Annotated in this window: 12 protein-coding genes; 2 read left to right on the plus strand and 10 right to left on the minus strand. The window is 36.5% G+C overall.

Features of this window, described 5'->3' with window-relative positions:
• Positions 1-13: 13 nt before the first annotated feature.
• From ABXT67_RS16875 to ABXT67_RS16920, 10 genes are all read right to left on the minus strand, one after another.
• Positions 14-4,546: a proprotein convertase P-domain-containing protein gene (locus ABXT67_RS16875; protein ID WP_415375197.1), complete on the minus strand. Its 4,533-nt coding sequence runs from the start codon at positions 4,544-4,546 to the stop codon at positions 14-16.
• A gap of 428 nt (positions 4,547-4,974) precedes the next feature.
• Complete coding sequence (locus tag ABXT67_RS16880) at positions 4,975-9,777, minus strand: proprotein convertase P-domain-containing protein (protein WP_415375198.1); 4,803 nt, start codon at positions 9,775-9,777, stop codon at positions 4,975-4,977.
• Positions 9,778-9,951: 174 nt separating this feature from the next.
• The gene (locus ABXT67_RS16885) at positions 9,952-10,770 is read right to left on the minus strand and encodes an enoyl-ACP reductase (protein WP_415375199.1); all 819 of its coding nucleotides are present in this window, start codon (positions 10,768-10,770) and stop codon (positions 9,952-9,954) included.
• 72 nt (positions 10,771-10,842) lie between these two features.
• A complete protein-coding gene (gene recN, locus ABXT67_RS16890) occupies positions 10,843-12,495 on the minus strand; it encodes a DNA repair protein RecN (RefSeq protein ID WP_415375200.1) in 1,653 nt (550 codons plus the stop codon).
• Positions 12,496-12,559: 64 nt separating this feature from the next.
• Positions 12,560-13,444, minus strand: coding sequence for a DUF4835 family protein (locus ABXT67_RS16895; protein ID WP_415375201.1), 885 nt, complete (start codon positions 13,442-13,444; stop codon positions 12,560-12,562).
• On the minus strand, positions 13,437-14,648 hold the full coding sequence (coaBC, locus tag ABXT67_RS16900) for a bifunctional phosphopantothenoylcysteine decarboxylase/phosphopantothenate--cysteine ligase CoaBC (protein WP_415375202.1): 1,212 nt from the start codon (positions 14,646-14,648) through the stop codon (positions 13,437-13,439). The genes ABXT67_RS16895 and coaBC overlap by 8 nt, the downstream gene beginning before the upstream one ends.
• Before the next feature lie 6 nt (positions 14,649-14,654).
• Positions 14,655-14,990, minus strand: coding sequence for a DNA-directed RNA polymerase subunit omega (locus ABXT67_RS16905; protein WP_415375203.1), 336 nt, complete (start codon positions 14,988-14,990; stop codon positions 14,655-14,657).
• A gap of 4 nt (positions 14,991-14,994) precedes the next feature.
• The gene (locus tag ABXT67_RS16910; RefSeq protein ID WP_415375204.1) at positions 14,995-15,855 is read right to left on the minus strand and encodes an outer membrane protein assembly factor BamD; all 861 of its coding nucleotides are present in this window, start codon (positions 15,853-15,855) and stop codon (positions 14,995-14,997) included.
• Positions 15,856-15,961: 106 nt separating this feature from the next.
• The gene (gene dapA, locus ABXT67_RS16915; RefSeq protein WP_415375205.1) at positions 15,962-16,837 is read right to left on the minus strand and encodes a 4-hydroxy-tetrahydrodipicolinate synthase; all 876 of its coding nucleotides are present in this window, start codon (positions 16,835-16,837) and stop codon (positions 15,962-15,964) included.
• Between the two features lie 6 nt (positions 16,838-16,843).
• Entirely contained in the window at positions 16,844-17,356 is a 513-nt protein-coding gene (locus ABXT67_RS16920) for a DUF6913 domain-containing protein (RefSeq protein ID WP_415375206.1), read from the minus strand.
• 1,069 nt (positions 17,357-18,425) lie between these two features.
• On the opposite strand from ABXT67_RS16920, the gene ABXT67_RS16925 reads away from it, so the two are divergent.
• Both ABXT67_RS16925 and ABXT67_RS16930 read left to right on the plus strand, forming a co-directional pair.
• Complete coding sequence (locus tag ABXT67_RS16925) at positions 18,426-19,241, plus strand: polysaccharide biosynthesis/export family protein (RefSeq protein WP_415375207.1); 816 nt, start codon at positions 18,426-18,428, stop codon at positions 19,239-19,241.
• 11 nt (positions 19,242-19,252) lie between these two features.
• Complete coding sequence (locus tag ABXT67_RS16930; protein WP_415375208.1) at positions 19,253-21,625, plus strand: GumC family protein; 2,373 nt, start codon at positions 19,253-19,255, stop codon at positions 21,623-21,625.
• Positions 21,626-21,739 lie beyond the last annotated feature (114 nt).

Genomic DNA, 21,739 nt, shown 5'->3' on the forward strand with positions numbered 1-21,739 from the left:
AATAAGAAATAAATTAACGCTTAATCACTTTATAACTTCCAGTTACTCCATTAGAGGTAACTTTCATAATATAAGATCCCGTTGAAAATTCACTAATATTTAACTGTGAACTAGTAGCATTAACCTTTTGAGATAATACCACTTGACCTAACAAGTTATAAATACTCACCGTATCAATGTTATTAGTAGCACTTAAATTAAGTACATCTGAAGATGGGTTAGGGAAGTATGTAAATCCTTCTACCGCTGCATCGTCTAATCCTAAAACATCTGTTGTAAAGCTAATTATTGGAATAAGTCCAGATGTTACCATATTATCACAAAGTGATACAATGTACAAGTCGTATGTAGTATTGTTAGTAAGACCTGTAGCCGTTGACATCAACATCATGGTATCCTCTGCAAATGCCGGTGTATCAGTAGTAGGGTCGTCTCCAGTTGCAAATACCGCTACTCTGTAACCATTAATTGCCTCTGCAACAGCATTCCAACTTATATCCACAGACTCTGCCATAACATTACTCAAGTTAATACCAGTAGGTGTTGGACAAGGTGGTGGTGGTACACAAATTACATTTGCAGCCCATCCCCCTTGTGTTACAGATCCATCTGAAGTAAATGTAACAAACAAGTTACCTCCAGGTATAGTACTGGCTATTTGACCAATATTTTGAACACCCAATACAGCATCAGACAATTCTGGAGCAGTAGCATCATCACCATCAAATACTCTTAGGAAATCAAAGTTATCTTCAATTTCAACAAAAGTAAAATCTAATGTTATAATATTATCAGGACTATCTGCAACAATTAAAAAAGAAATGTCCTCGTTATTTTGATAAGGATTATCTGTTCCTCCTGTATCAAAAAACTCATTTCCACAAGCAGGCGGTTCTTGTAACGTATTAAAAGATACCATATCGGTTAAAGAAAAGCCGTCTGCATCACAATCTGCTTGAATATATGCATCATATGATGTTGTTTGCATTAAACCAGTTGCAACAGTCATTGTGGTTCCAGAGGCAACCATTTCTGTATATACGGGAGTAGCCGTCAAAGGATCATCTCCAGCATTAAATACTGAAGCGATATAACCATTAGAAGCGTTTGCAACCTCATTCCAAGATAAATCTGCAGTTGTAGCTGTTATATTATCAACTATAAATCCTGAAGGACTAGGACATGCGGGTGGTGGGTTACACGTTATATCTGCATCCCATCCTGGGTTTGGTACTACCCCACTCGAAAAGAAATCAAATAATAATGACCCATCTGCGGCAGCGGAAGTAAATACTACTGGAGTATCTCCCATAGCAACTTCAGGAACTTGTTGAAAACCAGTTCCATCTCCAATATCTACCAATAGTATATCAAAACCACCTCCACCGGTGTCAACAAATACAAAACTAGCGGTAACTAAGTCCCCAGCATTATCAGGTAATATGTTTACTTGATACGCTTCATTGTTATCAAAATCATTATCGGGTCCTCCAGTGTCATAAAATTTTCCGCCACAAGCTGGTGGTGCTATTAAAGTAGTAAAATCTACAGGATTAACTGAGGATAAACCGCTGGCACCACAATCTGAAGTAACATATAAATCATAACTTGTTGACGCCATAAGACCTGTTGCCGTAGTCATCGTTGTGCCTGCAGCTAAAATTTCATTATACACAGGGGTAGCTGTCATAGGATCCGCACCATCTGCAAATACATCTACAATATAACCATTTGTTGCCGCTGCTTGGGCATCCCAAGATATTGCAGCATCTGTTAATGTAGGTGTAACCACAATATTGATTACCTCAGGACACGTTGGTGGTGGACAGAATTGTAAAGAAAAAGCTTGAACGGATCCTGTATCACCGCCTGCATCATCACAAACTTTTAGCTGCCAATCTCCATTAATCTCTTCTCCGTTAAAAGCCACGGCAAAAGAACCTCCTTCTGCTGCATAAGGACCTGTTCCAAATGGAGCAGTAGCAGCTGTGATATCAGCGCCACCGTCAGAAAACTGTGTCATATTATATCCGTCGTCAGTTCCGCCACCATTATCATCAGATAAAAGCAACTCAGTCCCTAAGGGAGAAACTAAAAATAAATCTAAATCTGCAGAGAAAGTATGAAGAATATCTATTTGAGCAAAATCAAGTACAACATCGGTTCCTATTATTCCAGATTCCGCTATAGTAACTGGAACAAGGTTTGGAGCGACTGCACAATCTGCCGTAACATTACCAGCACCATCAATGTCTAGTGGAACCGCAGTAGCTGCAGTTTCCATGCACGTTGGTGGTGGAGCATTACTACAAATTGTCAATGAAAATGCTAGTACTGTTCCAGTATCACCAGCAGCACCATCACAAACTTGTAATTGCCAATCTCCATTTATCTCTTCTCCAGCAAATGCTGTTGCAAAGGCTCCGCCTTCAGCCGCAAAAGGTGCTGTATTATAAGGAGCCGTAGCCATTGTTATATCTGCTCCACCATCCATAAAAATGGTGTTGTTATAAGCATCATCATCATTACCACCTAATTCATTTGCTAATAAGAGCGAAGCTCCAGAAGGCGAAACAAGTGTTAATTGTAAATCTGCTGACCACGTGTGGGCAATATCTACGGTTACATTATCAATATTTGCACCGGTTCCAATCAAACCACTTTCTGCAACCGTTACGGGCACTAAATTAGGAGCTACAGCACAATCGGCTGTTTGTGTTTCTGTACCATCAATATCAAAAGGTACTACTGTTGCTGTAGAAGTAACACACGCCGGTGGTGGTGGTACATCATCACTACAAATTGTCAATGAAAATGCTAGTACTGTTCCAGTATCACCAGCAGCACCATCACAAACTTGTAATTGCCAATCTCCATTTACTTCTTCTCCAGCAAATGCCGTTGCAAAGGCTCCGCCTTCAGCCGCAAAAGGTGCTGCATTATAAGGAGCCGTAGCCATTGTTATATCTGCTCCACCATCCATAAAAATGGTGTTGTTATAAGCATCATCATCATTACCACCTAATTCATTTGCCAATAAGAGCGAAGCTCCAGAAGGCGAAACAAGTGTTAATTGTAAATCTGCTGACCACGTGTGGGCAATATCTACAGTTACATTGTCAATATTTACTCCGGTTCCAATCAAACCACTTTCTGTAACCGTTACGGGTACTAAGTTAGGTGCTACAGCACAATCGGCTGTTTGTGTTTCTGTACCATCAATATCAAAAGGCGCTGCTGTTGAAGCATATATATTACAGTCTGTTGGTGGTGGTGGTGGTGTTTGAGCTGTTTGAATATCATCATAATAATATGTACTACCGTCACCGGCTAAGCCAACAATAAACTCAAAGAAAACCACTACACGAACAAAATCTGTCCCTCCAGTCATTCCTGTAAAATCATAGGTAAGGGTTTCCCAGCCATTCATAACAGCAGTATTAACGTCCATCTCTATGCCTACTGAATTGTCTGCATTTTCTAAACGCATTCTTACAGGGATATTATCTTTTGGAGACCACGATTTCATAGAAACCATCTCTGTTGTAGAGAAATCTATAGGGGTATCTAAATTAAGTGCAGTTCCTGCAAAAAATTGTGCACCCGCTGTTTTCGTAGTTCTCATAACAGTTGCGCTTGGATTGCCCGTCATATCAGGATTCGCTTCAACAACAGAATCTGCACCTTCAAAGCCAACAAAATCATAAGATCCTGCTGGAAGTTCAAAGTCTACTGGCAAGGCTACTAACCCACCGCCGGCTTCTTCTCCAACAACGTTCATCACCAGATGAAAGTCTGGAAAACCAATAGCTGTCCCATTCGTAGGATTCGTTATACCACAAGCATCAGCTAATATCCAACTTACCCCTGTTTGTCCTATATCATTAGAACCAATACGCCAGGCAGAACCATCGGCTTGTACAAACTCAAACACCATGACAGCACCTGCCGGTATCGTCGCAGTAACAGGAACACTAACTACTGTTCCCAAATCTGCAGGAGTACTGGTATAGGTAGCAGTTCCTTCAAGAACCAAAGTTCCTCCTGGGAAAGCTACACCGGTAGAAGACCAAATATTTACTGTAACCACTACAGGATCGGTAGCTTCTTGAACACCAAATTCAGCAGCTGTAACATTAAAATCTCCAGCAATACCAAAATCATTCGCAAGGTCAAAATCCCTGAAATAATGGTTTTCTGCATTTACACCAGCAGTACCACAAGCCACAGAACCTATTCCGATGGTTTGTGAAGCACTATGCGTAATGGTAACTGGAACACGATTTTGGTTAGCAATAGGTGTTGATAACCTAGTAGCCGTACCCGCAACATTATCCCAGTTACTAGGAACAATAAGTCCAGAGTTGTCTTGATTAAACGCATAGTTCGAAGTGGTAATGCCACTGCGCACTGATGTTGTTTGTGTTTGTGCCACCCTAGAAATATTTGAATCCGGGTTAACTTGATTTACTTGGGCATAAGATTGATGGGAAAAACCACAACAAACTAAAACCCACGCCAAAATAATAAACGTAGTTTTTTTCATAATAAATTATAAATTAGTTAATACTTGCTTAAAGATATTGAAAATATCTTAAAAGACAAATATTATTCGACGAGTAACATATTTATCCGAGAGCCGTATAATATGATTAAAAAATTACTGTCAATATGCTTTTATTAAGTCTCTCTTTTTTGTAAGGATTGGCTTTGGTATAATAAGAAATCATTAGTTCTTGGCTAAAATGGTTGATTACGCTTTTCGAAGTTTCTGAAGAACCATCTTCAAGAGTTGCAACCACGTGCCTTTCTTTAAATATCACAGAAGTGAAACTATGGAGTAACTATATGATTTAAAAACATCTAATGTAAGTAGGGATGATAAAAGAGTAGTTTCGTTTCACGGAGATTAAAGTCATAAAAAAACCACCTTAGCTAAAGCCAAGATGGTTTTTTAAATAAATGTGAGAAAAATTAACGTTTAATCACCGTATAGCTTCCAGTTACTCCATTAGAGGTTACTTTCATAACATAAGATCCTGTTGCAAATTCACTAATATTTAATTGTGAACGAGTAGCATCAATCTTTTGAGATAATACCAATTGTCCTAGTAAGTTATAGATACTTACACTGTCGATGTTGTTAGTAGCACCCACATTAAGTACATCTAAAGCTGGGTTAGGGAAATATGTAAACCCATCCACAGCAGTATCTTCTAATCCTAGAACAGGTACACAAGAAACATCAAGCACATAATTACCGGTTGCTCCGCCAAAACCGTGCACAAGGATATAGTAAGTAGAAGTACCGTCACTTTCCCAAGAAATAGAGGATTGAACACCACAGTCATCATCGTTACCGTCTACGCAAACAAGTGCAGCACAGTCTCCTTCAAAAACTGAAATTTTACTATCATAACCTGTTCCGTTACATAATGTAGCAGTTACAGTTGCTGTGAGGCCACTACTGTCTGTAAACGCGTACCAAACACCTGGTGCTGTAATCGTAGCACCACATTCTGCACCAGCAACACCGTCATCTGGAGTTGCGCCTGTTGTTGTACCTGAAGCTGAACCTCCACAATTAATTGCAATTGCATCTTCACAAAGATCATTTTCAACCGTTGAAGTAAATGTAAGATCTACTTCTATAGAAGTACCATCTGCATCGCAATCTGCTCGCAGATATGCATCGTAGGATGTAACTCCTATTAAACCCATAATAGTTATAGATGTCATTCCAGCTACTATAATCTCATCGGCCACTGGAGTATCCATTGTAGGGTCATCACCTTCATTAAATACTCTTAATATATAGCCATTACTAGCTTCAGCTACTGCATCCCAAGAAAAATCTGCACTTGAAGAGGTAATACCATCTACCATAAAACCGGTAGGACTAGGGCAAGCGGGAGGTGGATTACATGTTATGTCTGCATCCCATCCTGGATTAGGCACAATACCACTAGAGAAAAAGTCAAATAGTAAAGCACCGTCTGCCGCTATTGATGTAAACACCAATGGATCATCTCCTGCAGAAACGTCAACTTCAGGTACTTGTACAAATACACCATCTCCAATATCTACCAATAGCATATCAAATCCACCACCACCAGTATTCACTAACTGAAATGTCGCTACAACTAAATCACCTGGATTATCAGGCAAGATGTTTACTTGATATGCTTCATCGTTATCAAAATCATTATCTGGCCCTCCGGTGTCATAAAATTTTCCGCCACAGGCTGGTGGCGCTATTAAAGTAGTAAAATCTACAGGATTAACTGCGGATAAACCGTTGGCGCCACAATCTGAAGTAACATATAAATCATAACTTGTTGACGCCATAAGACCTGTCGCCGCAGTCATCGTTGTACCTGCTGCTAAAATTTCATTATACACTGGGGTAGCTATCATAGGATCAGCACCATCTGCAAATACATCTACAATATAACCATTTGTTGCCGCTGCTTGGGCATCCCAAGATATTGCAGCATCTGTTAATGTAGGTATAACCACAATATTGATTACCTCAGGACAGGCTGGTGGTGGACAGAATTGTATTGAGAATGCTAACACTTGGCCTGTATCTCCGCCAACTGTATCACAAATTTGTAGTTGCCAGTCTCCTGTAATGTCTACACCAGCAAAAGCTGCAACAAAAGTTCCACCTTCAGGTGTATAAGGCCCTGCATTGTATGGTGCTGTAGCATCCGTTATGGTTTCTCCATCATCTTGAAAAACAGTTCCTACATATGCATCATCATCGTTACCACCAAGATTGTCAGCTAATACTAATGAAGTACCATCTGGAGCAATAAGGGTTAACTCTAAATCTGCAGACCAAGTATGGGTAATGTCCATAGATACACTTTGGATATCATATTCCATACCTATCGTACCTGTTTCTGTAACGGGAGCATTAACTAAGTTTGGAGCTGCAACACAATCGGCTGTGGTAGTTTCTACACCATCTATATCTAAAGGCAAATCTACACCAAGTGCATCAAAACACATTCCTGGAGGAGGCGGTGGTCCATCATCACTACAAATTGTCAATGAAAATGCTAGTACTGTTCCAGTATCACCAGCAGCACCATCACAAACTTGTAATTGCCAATCTCCATTTACTTCTTCTCCAGCAAATGCCGTTGCAAAGGCTCCGCCTTCAGCCGCAAAAGGTGCTGCATTATAAGGAGCCGTAGCCATTGTTATATCTGCTCCACCATCCATAAAAATGGTGTTGTTATAAGCATCATCATCATTACCACCTAATTCATTTGCTAATAAGAGCGAAGCTCCAGAAGGCGAAACAAGTGTTAATTGTAAATCTGCTGACCACGTGTGGGCAATATCTACGGTTACATTGTCAATATTTGCACCGGTTCCAATCAAACCACTTTCTGCAACCGTTACGGGCACTAAATTAGGAGCTACAGCACAATCGGCTGTTTGTGTTTCTGTACCATCAATATCAAAAGGTACTACTGTTGCTGTAGAAGTAACACACGCCGGTGGTGGTGGTACATCATCACTACAAATTGTCAATGAAAATGCTAGTACTGTTCCAGTATCACCAGCAGCACCATCACAAACTTGTAATTGCCAATCTCCATTTACTTCTTCTCCAGCAAATGCCGTTGCAAAGGCTCCGCCTTCAGCCGCAAAAGGTGCTGCATTATAAGGAGCCGTAGCCATTGTTATATCTGCTCCACCATCCATAAAAATGGTGTTGTTATAAGCATCATCATCATTACCACCTAATTCATTTGCCAATAAGAGCGAAGCTCCAGAAGGCGAAACAAGTGTTAATTGTAAATCTGCTGACCACGTGTGGGCAATATCTACAGTTACATTGTCAATATTTACTCCGGTTCCAATCAAACCACTTTCTGTAACCGTTACGGGTACTAAGTTAGGTGCTACAGCACAATCGGCTGTTTGTGTTTCTGTACCATCAATATCAAAAGGCGCTGCTGTTGAAGCATATATATTACAGTCTGTTGGTGGTGGTGGTGGTGGTGTTTGAGCTATTTGAATATCATCATAATAATATGTACTACCGTCACCGGCTAAGCCAACAATAAACTCAAAGAAAACCACTACACGAACAAAATCTGTCCCTCCAGTCATTCCTGTAAAATCATAGGTAAGGGTTTCCCAGCCATTCATAACAGCAGTATTAACGTCCATCTCTATGCCTACTGAATTGTCTGCATTTTCTAAACGCATTCTTACAGGGATATTATCTTTTGGAGACCACGATTTCATAGAAACCATCTCTGTTGTAGAGAAATCTATAGGGGTATCTAAATTAAGTGCAGTTCCTGCAAAAAATTGTGCACCCGCTGTTTTCGTAGTTCTCATAACAGTTGCGCTTGGATTGCCCGTCATATCAGGATTCGCTTCAACAACAGAATCTGCACCTTCAAAGCCAACAAAATCATAAGATCCTGCTGGAAGTTCAAAGTCTACTGGCAAGGCTACTAACCCACCGCCACCTCCAGTAGTTACAGTAATCGTATAATCCTCAGTTTGACCAAATTGAGTTCCTAAACACGGGTCTAAATAATTGGTAGTACCAAATATTTTCTTTACTCTCATTCTAGTATCACCAGCAGTAACGCCAGCGGGCACATCAATCATACCTGTTGCCTCAATGCCATCTGTTCCTGTTGAGTTCTCTATAAGCTCTGTAATTTCGTAAACTTCACCTGCATCATCCAAAACTTCATTTTGATTCCAATCAACAAAAACAACAAATCTGTTTATAAAGTTTCCAGCAGTATTACCTTCTAAAGTTATTGGATAACTAATACCTTCTTCCATAGTTCCAACAATAGCTGTATAATCTTCATGACTAGGATTAGCATTTACTGTTGCATCAGTAACATTGCTAATTCCAGCAACCTCAACCAATGTCAAAGGCTCGATATCAATTATAAATACATTAGGCCCACAATATGGAGCTGGAAATCCACCGCCTCCAACAGCCGCGCAGGTTAAAGCAGGAAAACCATTGTCTGTAGCTTGGTTGGTTCCGCCACCACAAAATGTCGCTTCATTAATTACTATAAAATAAGTGCCTGATTCAGTAGCGGTCCATGTAATTGAACATCCATCTCCGTCACCGGCACCAAAAGCATCAACTGACCCACTAGGAGCAATAATTGTAAAGTCAGGCACCCAAGAGCCAGCACCAGGACCGTTACACATACTAAAAGTGTATTCATTTCCATTGACAAAGCCCCCTGCAGTATACGCTTCCGAAGCCCACACTTGAAAATCAGTGATTTCATTAAATGGGCACCCAGCTGCTATCGTTGGGGCTCCACCAAAATTAGTGTTAAAATCAACATAACCTGTTGTTGGTGATGGATTTACCCAAACAACACACTCGCTACCAGCATTAAAGCTTGAAGTAAACAAAGGTGAATAATCACTTGCACTAAGCGTGTTAGAAATAGATCGTTGCCCTTCACCAGCAATAAAATCTGCCTTTTGAAGCCCAAAACGACTTTTGTCTTTTATCTGAATTGATTTCATCTTCTTATGCTCAGTAGTATTTTGAGATACGAACCTAGTGTTTCCTTCTAAACCTAAAAAAAGAACATCTTTAGAAGTGGCTGAAGCACTTCTCTCTGATGAGGTCTGAGTTTGTAGCACCCGAGAAGTATTTGAATCCGGGTTAACCTGATTTACTTGGGCGTAAGATTGATATGAAAAACCAAAACAAACTAAACCCCACGCTAAGATAATAAACGTAGTTTTTTTCATAATAAATTATAAATTGTAAATTAATAAATACGCGTTTGAAGGTATTGAAAATATGATGCTAAAAAAATATTAATCGATGAATAACCCTTTTAAACGACAAGAAAAAAAGAAACTATGAAATCAAAAGCCCGCTATTAAATAAATAATAGCGGGCTTTAATTTAATCTAAATAAATTATTTCTCTTCCGTAAATGTATCCATAACGCTGTCGCTCACGCCCATATTACTAAACCCTCCATCATTAAATAAGTTTTGTAATGTTACTCGTTTAGTTAGATCACTAAACATAGCAATGGTATAGTTTGCGCAATCCTCTGCTGTAGCATTACCTAGCGGGCTCATTTTTTCTGCATATGCCATAAAACCATCAAAACCCTTAACTCCCTGTCCCGCCGTTGTTGGTGTTGGAGACTGTGATATGGTATTTACGCGAACGTTTTTATCTTTCCCAAAGAAATATCCAAAGCTACGGGCAATAGACTCTAGATATGCCTTATTATCTGCCATATCATTATAGTCAGGAAAAACTCGTTGTGCCGCCATATACGTCAAGGCCACAATACTCCCCCACTCGTTCATGGCATCTTTGTTATAAAGCACATTCATTGTTTTATGAAATGAAACCGCTGAAACATCCCATCCTTTTTCTGTGTAATTATAATTTTGGTTTGTATAATGGTTCCCTTTACGAACATTAACAGACATTCCAATACTATGCAATACAAAGTCTAATTTTCCTCCTAGAACTTCCGTTGCTTTTGCGACAAGGTTTTCTAAATCTTCAATTGAGGTTGCATCTGCCGGAATAACTTGTGAGTTTGTTTTTTCTGCTAATTCATTTATCTGTCCCATTCTTAAAGCTATAGGAGCGTTTGTTAACACAAATGTCCCTCCTTCTTCATGTACTCGCTCTGCAGTTTTCCAAGCAATAGAATTTGCATCCAATGCACCAAAAATAATTCCCTTCTTCCCCTTTAATAAATTGTATGACATTTGCTCTTAGATTGTTTATGGTTTGTTTTCTATATTCTTTTTTAATTCTGAACGTAAATATACGGCATCCTTTTAATTTAATAACTCTTTTGCGTTTGCTAATGTTGTAGTCGTAATATTTTTTCCTCCTATCATTTGAGCAATTTCAACAATTCGCTCTTCCTCAGTTAAGGGCTTGATTTGTGTTCTCGTTGTGTTTTCTTGCTCTTCTTTATATACTTTAAAATGATGCTCCCCTTTTGCCGCAATCTGTGGGAGATGCGTTATACTAATAAGCTGCATCTTGCTACTCATCTGCTCCAAAATTTCTGCCATCTGAAGCGCTATTTCCCCAGAAACACCTGTGTCGATCTCATCAAAAATAATAGTGGGCAACTTTTTATACCGCGCTAAAACTGCTTTTACAGCCAGAAGTATTCTGCTCATTTCTCCACCAGACGCCACTTTCTTTAACAAACCAAAATTAGTCCCTTTATTCGCTTTAAAATAAACAGCTACAGCATCAGTTCCTGAAATCTTAAAGTTTTCGGTCTTGCTCATTTTAAAATCAAATGCTGCATTGGGCAATCCCAATTGCTTTAATACCGATTGTAATTTTGTCGCTAATTCTGGAAAATGTTTTTTTCTATTTGTGTGAAGTTGTAGGGCGAGCTTTGTTAGAAATCCAGAAAGCTCAATTTTCGAAGTTTCCAATTTCGATATTTCTATATCTAAATGCTGTGTGTTATTAATTTTTTGAGACAAATCTTCCTCAATCTGAATCAATTCTTCAACCGATGAAACAACGTGCTTGCTTTGTAATTTATAAATTGTTTCTAAAGTATCATTTATAGATTGAAGTCTTTGTGGGTCTGATTCAAGCGCCTCCGTTACATTATTTATTTCTTCAGCGATATCCTCTAGTTCAATAGCAGCACTATTGATACGTTCAAAGATTTCTTGATACGATGGAGCGTATATTGTCAACTTCGACACTAAAGAACGTGCTTCATTCAAAATATTTAAAACCCCGACTTCGTCATTAATAAGTAACTGACTTACGTGCTCAAAAGATTCCTCTATCTCTTCGGCATTACTAAGCGTTTGAAGAGATGTTTCTAATGTAGATTGATTTATTTGAGACAAGTTTGCTGCTTCCAATTCAGACTGAAGAAAAGAAATATAATCAAATTCTTTAATCGCATCGTCTCTTTTGTTTGATATAAGGTCTAACTTTTCTGAAACACTTTTATATTCCTTTAAACTTACTCGATATTTTGATAAGATAGGTTCGTTTCCAGCCAGCGCATCAACAACCTCCAATTGGTACGCTTCTGTGGTAAAAGAAACGGTATCATTTTGACTATGAATGTCTACTAAAAATTCTGATAAAGCCCGCACTTGCGATACGCTAACGGGAGTGTCATTTACGAAAGCACGGGACTTTCCGCTGGGCAAAATCTCTCGTCTTACAATCGTCGTATATTCATAATCCAGATCATTGGATTCAAAAGTGTCTTTTAATCCATAGCCTTTTATAGCAAACTCTCCTTCAATAATACACTTTTTAGTCGCATTTTTAATGCTGCTTAAATCGGCTCTTTTCCCTAAAAGTAAAGAGAGCGCTCCAAGGAGGATAGATTTTCCGGCACCTGTTTCGCCAGTAATAATAGTAAGACCGTCTGATAGATTGACTTGTATATCATCTATCAAAGCGTAGTTTTTGATGGAAAGGCTTGTAATCACGCGGCGTAATTTAAATACCTATTAAAGGAAGTGAGAATTTAGGACTTGACCAACCTAAAATACATTAATTAATTTCTCCCCAAGCAGAACGACGGGTTGGCGCCATTCTATTAAGGGATTCTATAAGTTTTGTAGTGTCTATTTGAGGCCCTCCTTTGAAAATAGCTGAAATCTCATCCACTTTTGAATCAAAGAAGGTTCTTAGTATATATGAATTTGGGCGGCGGTCATTAATACTTTTAAGAGACTTTAAGGATTCTATTATTTTTAACTTTGCATCTTTTGGATTTTCAAACATCATATCTAAACCTTCGCGGTGATATTCATACATTGTAATATGAAATTCTTTATACACTGGAGATATCAAAGCATCAATAAATCTAAATCTTGATTGTGTCCCATCTGTAGCCTTCCAACCTTGAAAATTTGACGAAGCTGCGGTATTTGTAATCTGTTTTGCAATTTCAAAGTAAGAATCACCTCCATTTAATTCAAAAGAACTGGCATCTAATCCAATAATTGCATACGCGTGAAATGCCAAAATTGAAATTAAATTAGAATCAAACGAATTAATATTATAAATAAAAGGTTCAAATTCTAAATACTCAAAAGATACTTGCCGATCATTGTAGTTGTAAATAGGAGAACTATAGGTTGAATTAAAAACAGGTCTAGACGCTTGTACCTGCAAAGAACCGCTAAACGAAGTTCCATCATAATCTGAAACGATTAGTGTAAAATTGCAATCTATTCGTTCTTGATTTAAATATTTGTCATTTGTCCAAACCCTATTTTGCAGAAACTCTGTCATTTGCTGGCTTAGAGATCTAAACACCTGCAAATTTTGTTGTCCCGTTTGCTCCGCATCAATAGTCACAGTTGCATTTAGCTCTTGTCCTTGAGCAACAACACCCATAATTAAAGCTAATAGTAATAATATCTTACGCATGTATTCTAGTAATAATATGATTTAAAATATCCTTTGCTACATCATCTTTAGACTTAACCTCAAAAGGAGTTGTTTTATTGTCTTTTTCAATAATTGTAATTTTATTTGTATCGCCTTTAAATCCTGCTCCTTTGTCTCTAAGCGAATTTAAGATAATTAAGTCTAAATTCTTTTTTTCAAGTTTCTTTTTTGCATTTTCAATTTCGTTCTGAGTTTCCAGTGCAAAACCAACTAAAAATTGATGCTCTTTTATTTTTCCTATGGAAGCGAGAATATCTTGTGTTTTCTCTAATTGAATGGTAAGTGTCCGTTCCGTCTTTTTAATTTTTTCAGCAGAAACTTTAGTAGGCCTATAATCTGCTACTGCAGCGCTCAAAATAGCAATATTGCTCGAGTTAAATTCTTTATGAACAGCCTCGTACATTTGTTCTGCTGAAACAACATCCACAACTTTCATAGACTTTCTATCAAAAACAACACTGGAAGGCCCTAAGACTAAGGTGACTTTTGCTCCTAAAGAAACAGCATGTTGTGCAATGGCAATTCCCATTTTGCCTGAAGAATGATTACCAATAAACCGCACAGGATCGATTGCTTCGTAGGTAGGACCTGCAGTAATAAGCAACTTTTTATCTTTTAAAGGGAGCCCCAAAAGCATATGATCCTTTATTTTTTGAATAATATTTTCTGGCTCAGCCATTCTTCCTTCGCCAATTAACCCACTTGCCAATTCTCCATGTTCTGCTTCAATCTTAATATTACCAAAAGACTCGAGTGTATTAAATGTAGCTTTGGTAGAAGGATGTTTGTACATGTCCAAATCCATCGCTGGAGCATAATAGACAGGACATTTAGCTGAAAGGTACACCGCAAGCAACAAATTGTCACTGGTCCCGTGCGCCATTTTAGACAATGTATTCGCCGTTGCCGGAGCTACTACAATCAAATCTGCCCAAAGTCCTAACGCTACGTGGTTATTCCATTGGGCAGTATCATCATCTTCGTTTGTAAAGGAAGAAAGAACTTCATTTTTTGAAAGCGTGGAAAGCGTTAACGGTGTAACAAACTCTTTCGCTTTTGGGGTCATGACTACTTTAACTTCTGCTCCTTCTTTAACGAGCAAACGGACTAAAAATGCTGCTTTATATGCAGCGATACCTGCGGTAACGCCGAGCACTATTTTCTTTCCGTTTAAAATAGACATAGACTTTTAGTCTTCAATAACTTCGTCTGCAGTATTGCGATAATAAATTTTATCTTCTAACCATTCTTGCACGGCTAGTGCATGTGGTTTAGGAAGTTTTTCATAGAATTTTGAAACTTCAATTTGCTCTTTGTTTTCAAAAATCTCTTCTAAACTGTCGTTATAAGTAGCAAACTCATCCAATTTTTCGAGCAATTCTTTTTTAATGTCGCCATTAATCTGATTTGCTCTTTTACTAATTATAGAAATTGCTTCGTAGATGTTATTTGTAGGTGCATCTACCTTATTTTTGTCAATTGTAGTGGTACTCAAAGGAGCTTCACTGTTTTTAATATCTGCCATAGTCTTAATTTTCTGAAGTTATTTCGTCATAACCAGACAAACGTGCGTCAATATCCAATAGGATTAGATCTGCCGCTACTTTTAATTCGCCGGTTTTATAATATTTTAAATATTTACTGTAAAATTCTTTTGCATTAATAAGTCTTTCCTGCACAGCGGAAGGCAAACTACTTATGGCACGATTATAGGAGGCAAGAAATCTACCATAAAATGCCTGTTCTCTGTATACAGATCCTGGATGGTCAGAGATGAAATTTTCGTAGGCATCCATAGCTGGTTTAAAACTTCCCATTTGCTGACCAATTTTTAAATATTGATCTGCAATCTTGATATCCTTCTTCTCTAATTTCTCTCTTAACTCTTTTACAAGAGCGTTGCTTTCCTCTCGATACTGAGAATCAGGGTATTTGTTTACAAAAGCCTGTAGTTTGTCTAATCCTTTTCTTGTGTCTTCTTGATCTAGCGAATAACGTGGTGACAATTCATAGTAGCTTTTAGCAGATTTATATGCGGCCAACTCTACACTATCACTTTTTGGATAGGAAGCTTCAAAACGTTCAAATTGGTATCCCGATAAGACAAAATCTTCAAGATTGTAAAATGTATTAGCATACATATAAGTCAACTTCTCTGCCTGAGGTTTCCCCCGGTATACAGGCACAATTTGCTCCATCAACTTTAATGTTTTTTTATACTTTCCTTTCTTTCCAGTTGTGGTAGCAACTTGATACAAAGAATCTGCAGCACGGTATTTTGCCACAGCATCATCGCCTTTTAAAACAATTTGGTAATGACTACAAGAAGTACTCAAAAAACCAACCGCTAAAATATAGAAAAAAAATTTATTTATTTTTTTAAAAAACATCGTGCAAAGATACATATTAATTACCTATTTAAAAAACTTATTGACACCCATTATGATTGGTGGTTAAGAGATTAAATTAACCGCTAAACTCTTAACAAACTTTAACCTAAAAACAATCAATAAACCGCTCTATTTTTTCTCTCAATTGGGCACTAACACCCACTAATGGAAGACGAACTTTATCACTACAAATTCCTAGAATACTATAAACGGTTTTTATCCCTGCTGGATTGCCTTCAGCAAAAATATAATCTATTACTGGCACAATTTTATAATAAATACTGTAAGCAGGATTAACATTTCTTTCCAAGCCTAGCTTAACCATATTTGAGAATTCCTTAGGAAACCCTTGCCCAATTACCGAAATAACTCCAGCTCCTCCAGATAAAATCATTGGTAATGCAATCATATCATCTCCACTAATTACAAGAAAACCCTCTGGTGTTTGATCAATCATTTTTATTGCTTGAACAATATCTCCAGCTGCTTCTTTAACTGCAACTATATTCTCAAAATCATATGCCAATCTAGCAACTGTTTCGGGCTCTATATTACTCCCTGTTCTTCCTGGAACATTGTATAAAATGATTGGTTTATCTGATGCTTTTGCTATTTCAGAAAAATGTTGATAAATCCCTTCTTGTGTAGGTTTACTATACATTGGAGAAACCGAAAGAATTGCCGTAAAAGCATCTAAATTTCGTGTTTGGAATTCAGCCACAACCTCAGCCGTATTGTTGCCGCCTATGCCTAAAACCAAAGGCACCCTTCCATCATTGACACTAACAACAGTATCAATAACAAGTTGTTTCTCGACTTTACTTAGCGTAGCGCTTTCGCCGGTAGTACCAAGAGCCACGAGGTAGTCAATACCATTTTCTATTTGAAAGTTCACAACACTTTCAAGGCCCTTAACATCAACTTCAAAATTTGCCGTAAATGGTGTTACTAAGGCAACACCAGTTCCTATTAAATCTTTCATTTTTTTTTAAATTTTCCCTAAAATGGCCAAATATTTTTTTATTTCCTGAGCAACAGTATCTACATTTAAGGGATCTAAAGCTAAAATTAAGTCTGCGATTCGCTCATCATTCCCTTTAAAGCCGATTTTAAAAGCAGCATTGCTCTTTGCTGAAATTAGATCTAAATATTCATGATCCCCTTTGTAATAACAAACTAAAACATCAACCTCTTTTTGAATGAACCTCTCAATTTTTTCAGAATTTATTTTTCCTTGCCAAGAAAAATCTTTTTTTGTGAATTGATGTTCTAAAGACGGCTTCTTTTTGTCGAATGTTACAAAGGCAAGATATTCAATTGTTTCTGTCGAAATAGAAAATACATTCGCTATGGGTTTGTAAAATGAAACTTCTTTTTGAATTTGTTCGTCAAAAAGAAAAGCAACGCTTTGAACCTTTGCATTTAATTGCGAAGCATCTCTTTTCAAAAGCGCTTTTTCAATTATTTTCTCAATTTTTTTTCTATGTATTTTTTTAAACATCCAAACCAAAAAGTGTGCAAAAATAGAATTAAGTTTATAATAAATCCCATCCTAACATAGCTAAAAGTTTAACTTCTGAAATAATACTGGTTTTTAAACCTTAAGCCATCGTTTGTTTGCTTGTCCCTAAATTATTTCCATCTACAAAATAATTGGTTTTATTGGAAACACTCCTAGCCTAATTTCCTCCAATATCTTTTATTAATGTCTTTAATTCCGTTCTATGAACTTAAATAAAAACTGACATAACTAGCGTATTGTCTTTAAGTAGGTTGGATGGTTTCCCAAAAAATAAAGCCAATTCTAAGTTGCTTTCTAAAAATTGATAATATTGTGTAGCCTTTTTGTTTTAAATCATAAAAAAACCATTGGTCCAATCTAAAACAAAAAGAGTTGCATATTGATTCCTCAAATTCTGAATATTTCACTAAAAAACAATTCATTATCCTTTGTTTTACTAAGAATGGAACATTTATTAATTCACGGGCTTTAAAATTATAAACATACCCATCTCCTAATATCTTCAATGCAAATTCAACCTTTTAAGCTTGATGGACGAGAAAATTTTATTTATCCACAAACTAAATAAAACAACAATATGTTTGTTTTTAACATATTTAAATTAGGAGCCGAAACAGTCTGTTAATTAAACTAATTAACTTAGTTCTTCGGTTAAGTCTTCTTTTTACTATAAGATATAATAGGATCAGCTCACAGTGAAATCCCCGAACTATATTTGTTAACTTTGTTTTAATCTTCAATTTTTTATTTGCTCTTTGAAAGACTATTCACGTATTTGTAACAGTACATTATGCAATTAATGAACCCTTCTAAAAATTTCAAAAACCTCAAAAGCTGAATTGACAATATAAAACCAAGAAAAAACACTAGATTTGATTTTTTTAAAAAGAATCAATTTTAACACCTAGTTTTATATAATTTTCTGAGTGCATTCTTTCGTGTAATTGTACTAATATTGAATTAAACTAGTTTGCTCTTTTTTTGTCAAGGAGTACTCGAATACAAGCGAAAAAATGAAAATTAAAAACTTATTAACACCTTATAAATCTTGAAGAGAGGTTACTATTTAGAGAATAAATTAAAACAAATCATCAAGAAAATGATTAAAAACAGCGCTACCTATCACAAGCAAATTAGTCTTGGATTGTTGCTTGGGCTCCTCGTTGGATGCGCATCTTCCAAAAGAGTTATCTATTTTCAAGATGAAGAAGAGCAACAGATAAATGAAACGCTTTTAAATTATGAATCTACAATCCAACCTGGAGATATTTTATTTATCAATGTTACTGCGATAGAAGCTGAAGCTGCAGTTCCGTTTAATATTTATGACTCTCCCGGGGGTATTAATATAGTCCCTCTGCCCTATATTGTTAATGTAGATGGGGAAATTAATTTCCCTGTTTTAGGAAAAATTATAGTAGCTCAAATGACTACGAAACAACTAACAAATAAGTTGACTGAATTGCTACTACCATATTTAAAAAACCCAGTTATTAATATTAGACTGGATAATTTTAAAATAACGGTATTAGGAGAAGTGCGATTACCAGGGAGCTACCCAGTTTTCAATGAACGAATTTCTATTATCGAAGCCATTGGACTCGCTGGAGATTTAACAATATATGGAAAACGAAAGTCGGTTATCTTAATAAGAGAACAAAATGGGAAGCGAACGTTTACGTCTATAGATCTAACCAACAAAGAATTATTTAATTCACCCTACTTTTATTTAGCTCAAAACGACGTTATATATGTTGAACCAAATAACACAAAAGTAAACTCATCTGTAGTGGGACCTAATACTTCAGCCATTATTGCATCCTTGAGTATTTTAATTACATTGGTCGCCATTCTCATTCGTTAAATTCGAACCTTATGCAAGAAAATAATAAATCGAATACCTTAAAAAGCGAAGATTTTAATTTACGGGAGTTTTTAGAAAAATATTTATTTCATTGGAAATGGTTTGTCTTTGGACTACTATTGGCTGTTTTAGGTGCCTTTATGTTCCTGCGATATACAACGCCTCAATTTGAGGTGACATCTACCATTTTAATTCAGGACAAAGAAAATGAAAGTTTATCTTCTGAACTTTCAGCATTTGAAGACTTAGGACTTGCCTCTACTGGAAAATCGCAATTTGACACTGAAATAGGCATCTTGAAATCAAGAAGTCTAATGGAACGGGTTATTCAAAAAATAAAAATAAACAAAACATACTTTGCTGAAGGAAGTTTTCGTGATTCAGAATTGTATGGTAAGAGTCTCCCTTTCAAAATTAATTTCTTTGGCAGAGACTCCCTAATTTATGCTAAAGACACCTTAATTTCAATAACCACAACTTCAAAAAGCAACTTTGATTTAATCAATGCTAAGGGTAAGAATATCGGAAATTATGTTTTTGGCGAAAACATTAAGAGTAAAATTACAGATTTCACTGTAATACCAACGGGATCAGTTCCATTAGAAATTGGACTAAAAATTAATATCCAGATCAGCCCTATAAAGATTGTTGCAGAGTCTTATAGAAATCAAATTCTTATCGAACCGGTGAATAGAAAATCGAGTTTGGTTAAAATGTCTCTTAAAGGAGCTAACAAAGAAAAATCATCCGATATCTTAAGCTTTTTACTAAAACAATATAATATAGAGTCTATTATTGATAAAAGCCTGATCGCTAAAAAAACTGATAAATTCATCAGTGAGCGAGTTAATGGGATTTCAGAAGAATTATTACTTCTTGATAATGATGTAGAAGTTTTTAAAACCACCAACAAATTAACCGATCTAGACTTTGAAGCTAATATCATTTTAAACTCAAATGATGCTTTAGAAAAAGAAACCTTAGATCTAAAAACTCAATTGAAGATGATCGATTATGTAATTGATCATATTAGTAAAAACGACAAAGACCTTATACCGTCAAATTTAGGCTTACCAAGTGTTTCGTTGAATGAAAGTGCGTCGCGATACAATGAAATATTATTAGAATTGAATAGGCTTTCACAAAGTTCTAACGATTTAAATCCGGTAATTATCAATTTAAAAAATCAAGTTGACAACTTAAGGGTAAGTGTTTCTCAAAGTTTACTCAATTTAAAATCCACGCTTACTATTACTTTGAATGATTTAGAAAGCCAAGAAACTAAATTAAATTCAAAAATAACCTCAGTGCCTAAAAAAGAAAGGCAGTTCAGAGATATTAAACGACAGCAACAAATTATAGAAACACTCTATTTATACTTATTACAAAAAAAAGAGGAAAATGCTATCGCACTAGCCGTTAAAGCGCCCAATGCAAAAATTATAGATGTTGCGTATGGTGGTCCAAGACCAATTTCCCCCAGACGAATTTTAGTCTACCCTATTTCCGGTGCTCTGGGTATCTTAGTTCCTTTTGTCTTATTATACCTCATGTTCTTATTTGATAATAAAGTGCAAACCATTGATGACTTAGATTCTAACTTAAGTGCGCCCATTCTTGGCGACATACCAAGATATAAAGGAGATGGTGAGTTCATCATTTCAATTACAGATACAAGCCCTATTACTGAAGCATTTCGCATTCTCAGAACGAATGTGTATTTCCTTCTGGCTAAAAAAGGTCCAGACGCTAAAACCATATTTGTTTCTTCCACCATTAAAGGGGAAGGGAAATCTTTTGTTTCAATTAATTTAGCACGTATCATTTCATTATCATCAAAAAAAGTTTTGTTGATTGGGGCAGATATACGCAGTCCAAAATTATCTGAATATATGAACATCCCCGATAAAGACGGGCTCACTCATTATTTAGCGATAGACACGCTTGCACCTGAGGAACTAATTGAACATAATTCTTTATATAATTTTGATATATTGCAGGGTGGTGTAATCGCGCCGAACCCTTCAGAATTACTTATGAATGGGCGTTTTGATAAATTACTAACCTATGCAAAAGCAAATTACGATTATATTATTGTAGATACCGCTCCAGTAAATTTAGTGACAGACACGGTTGAACTGAGTGAGGGCAAATCAGATTTATTTGTTTACGTAATTAGGGCTAATTATTTAGATAAACGGATGCTGAAAATTCCAGAGAAACTTTATGAAAGTGAACGCATAAAAGACATGGCATTTATTCTTAATGATACCAATCCAAAGAGTGCTCATGGGTATGGGTATGGGTATGGATATGGATACGGTTATGGATATGGTAATAATGAACACAATAATAAGTCGTGGTTTAAAAAATTGTTTAAATAGACATTAAATAGTTTTATTTAAAGAACATTGTTTTTTGGTAATTTAACAAAACCTCCTATGTTTTTAGAACTGTAAGTACCTATAAAAAGCCGTCCCAACAACGAGGTCAAAAGG

The organism is Patiriisocius sp. Uisw_017 (genome assembly GCF_047731265.1).
In the GTDB taxonomy this organism is placed as follows: domain Bacteria; phylum Bacteroidota; class Bacteroidia; order Flavobacteriales; family Flavobacteriaceae; genus Patiriisocius.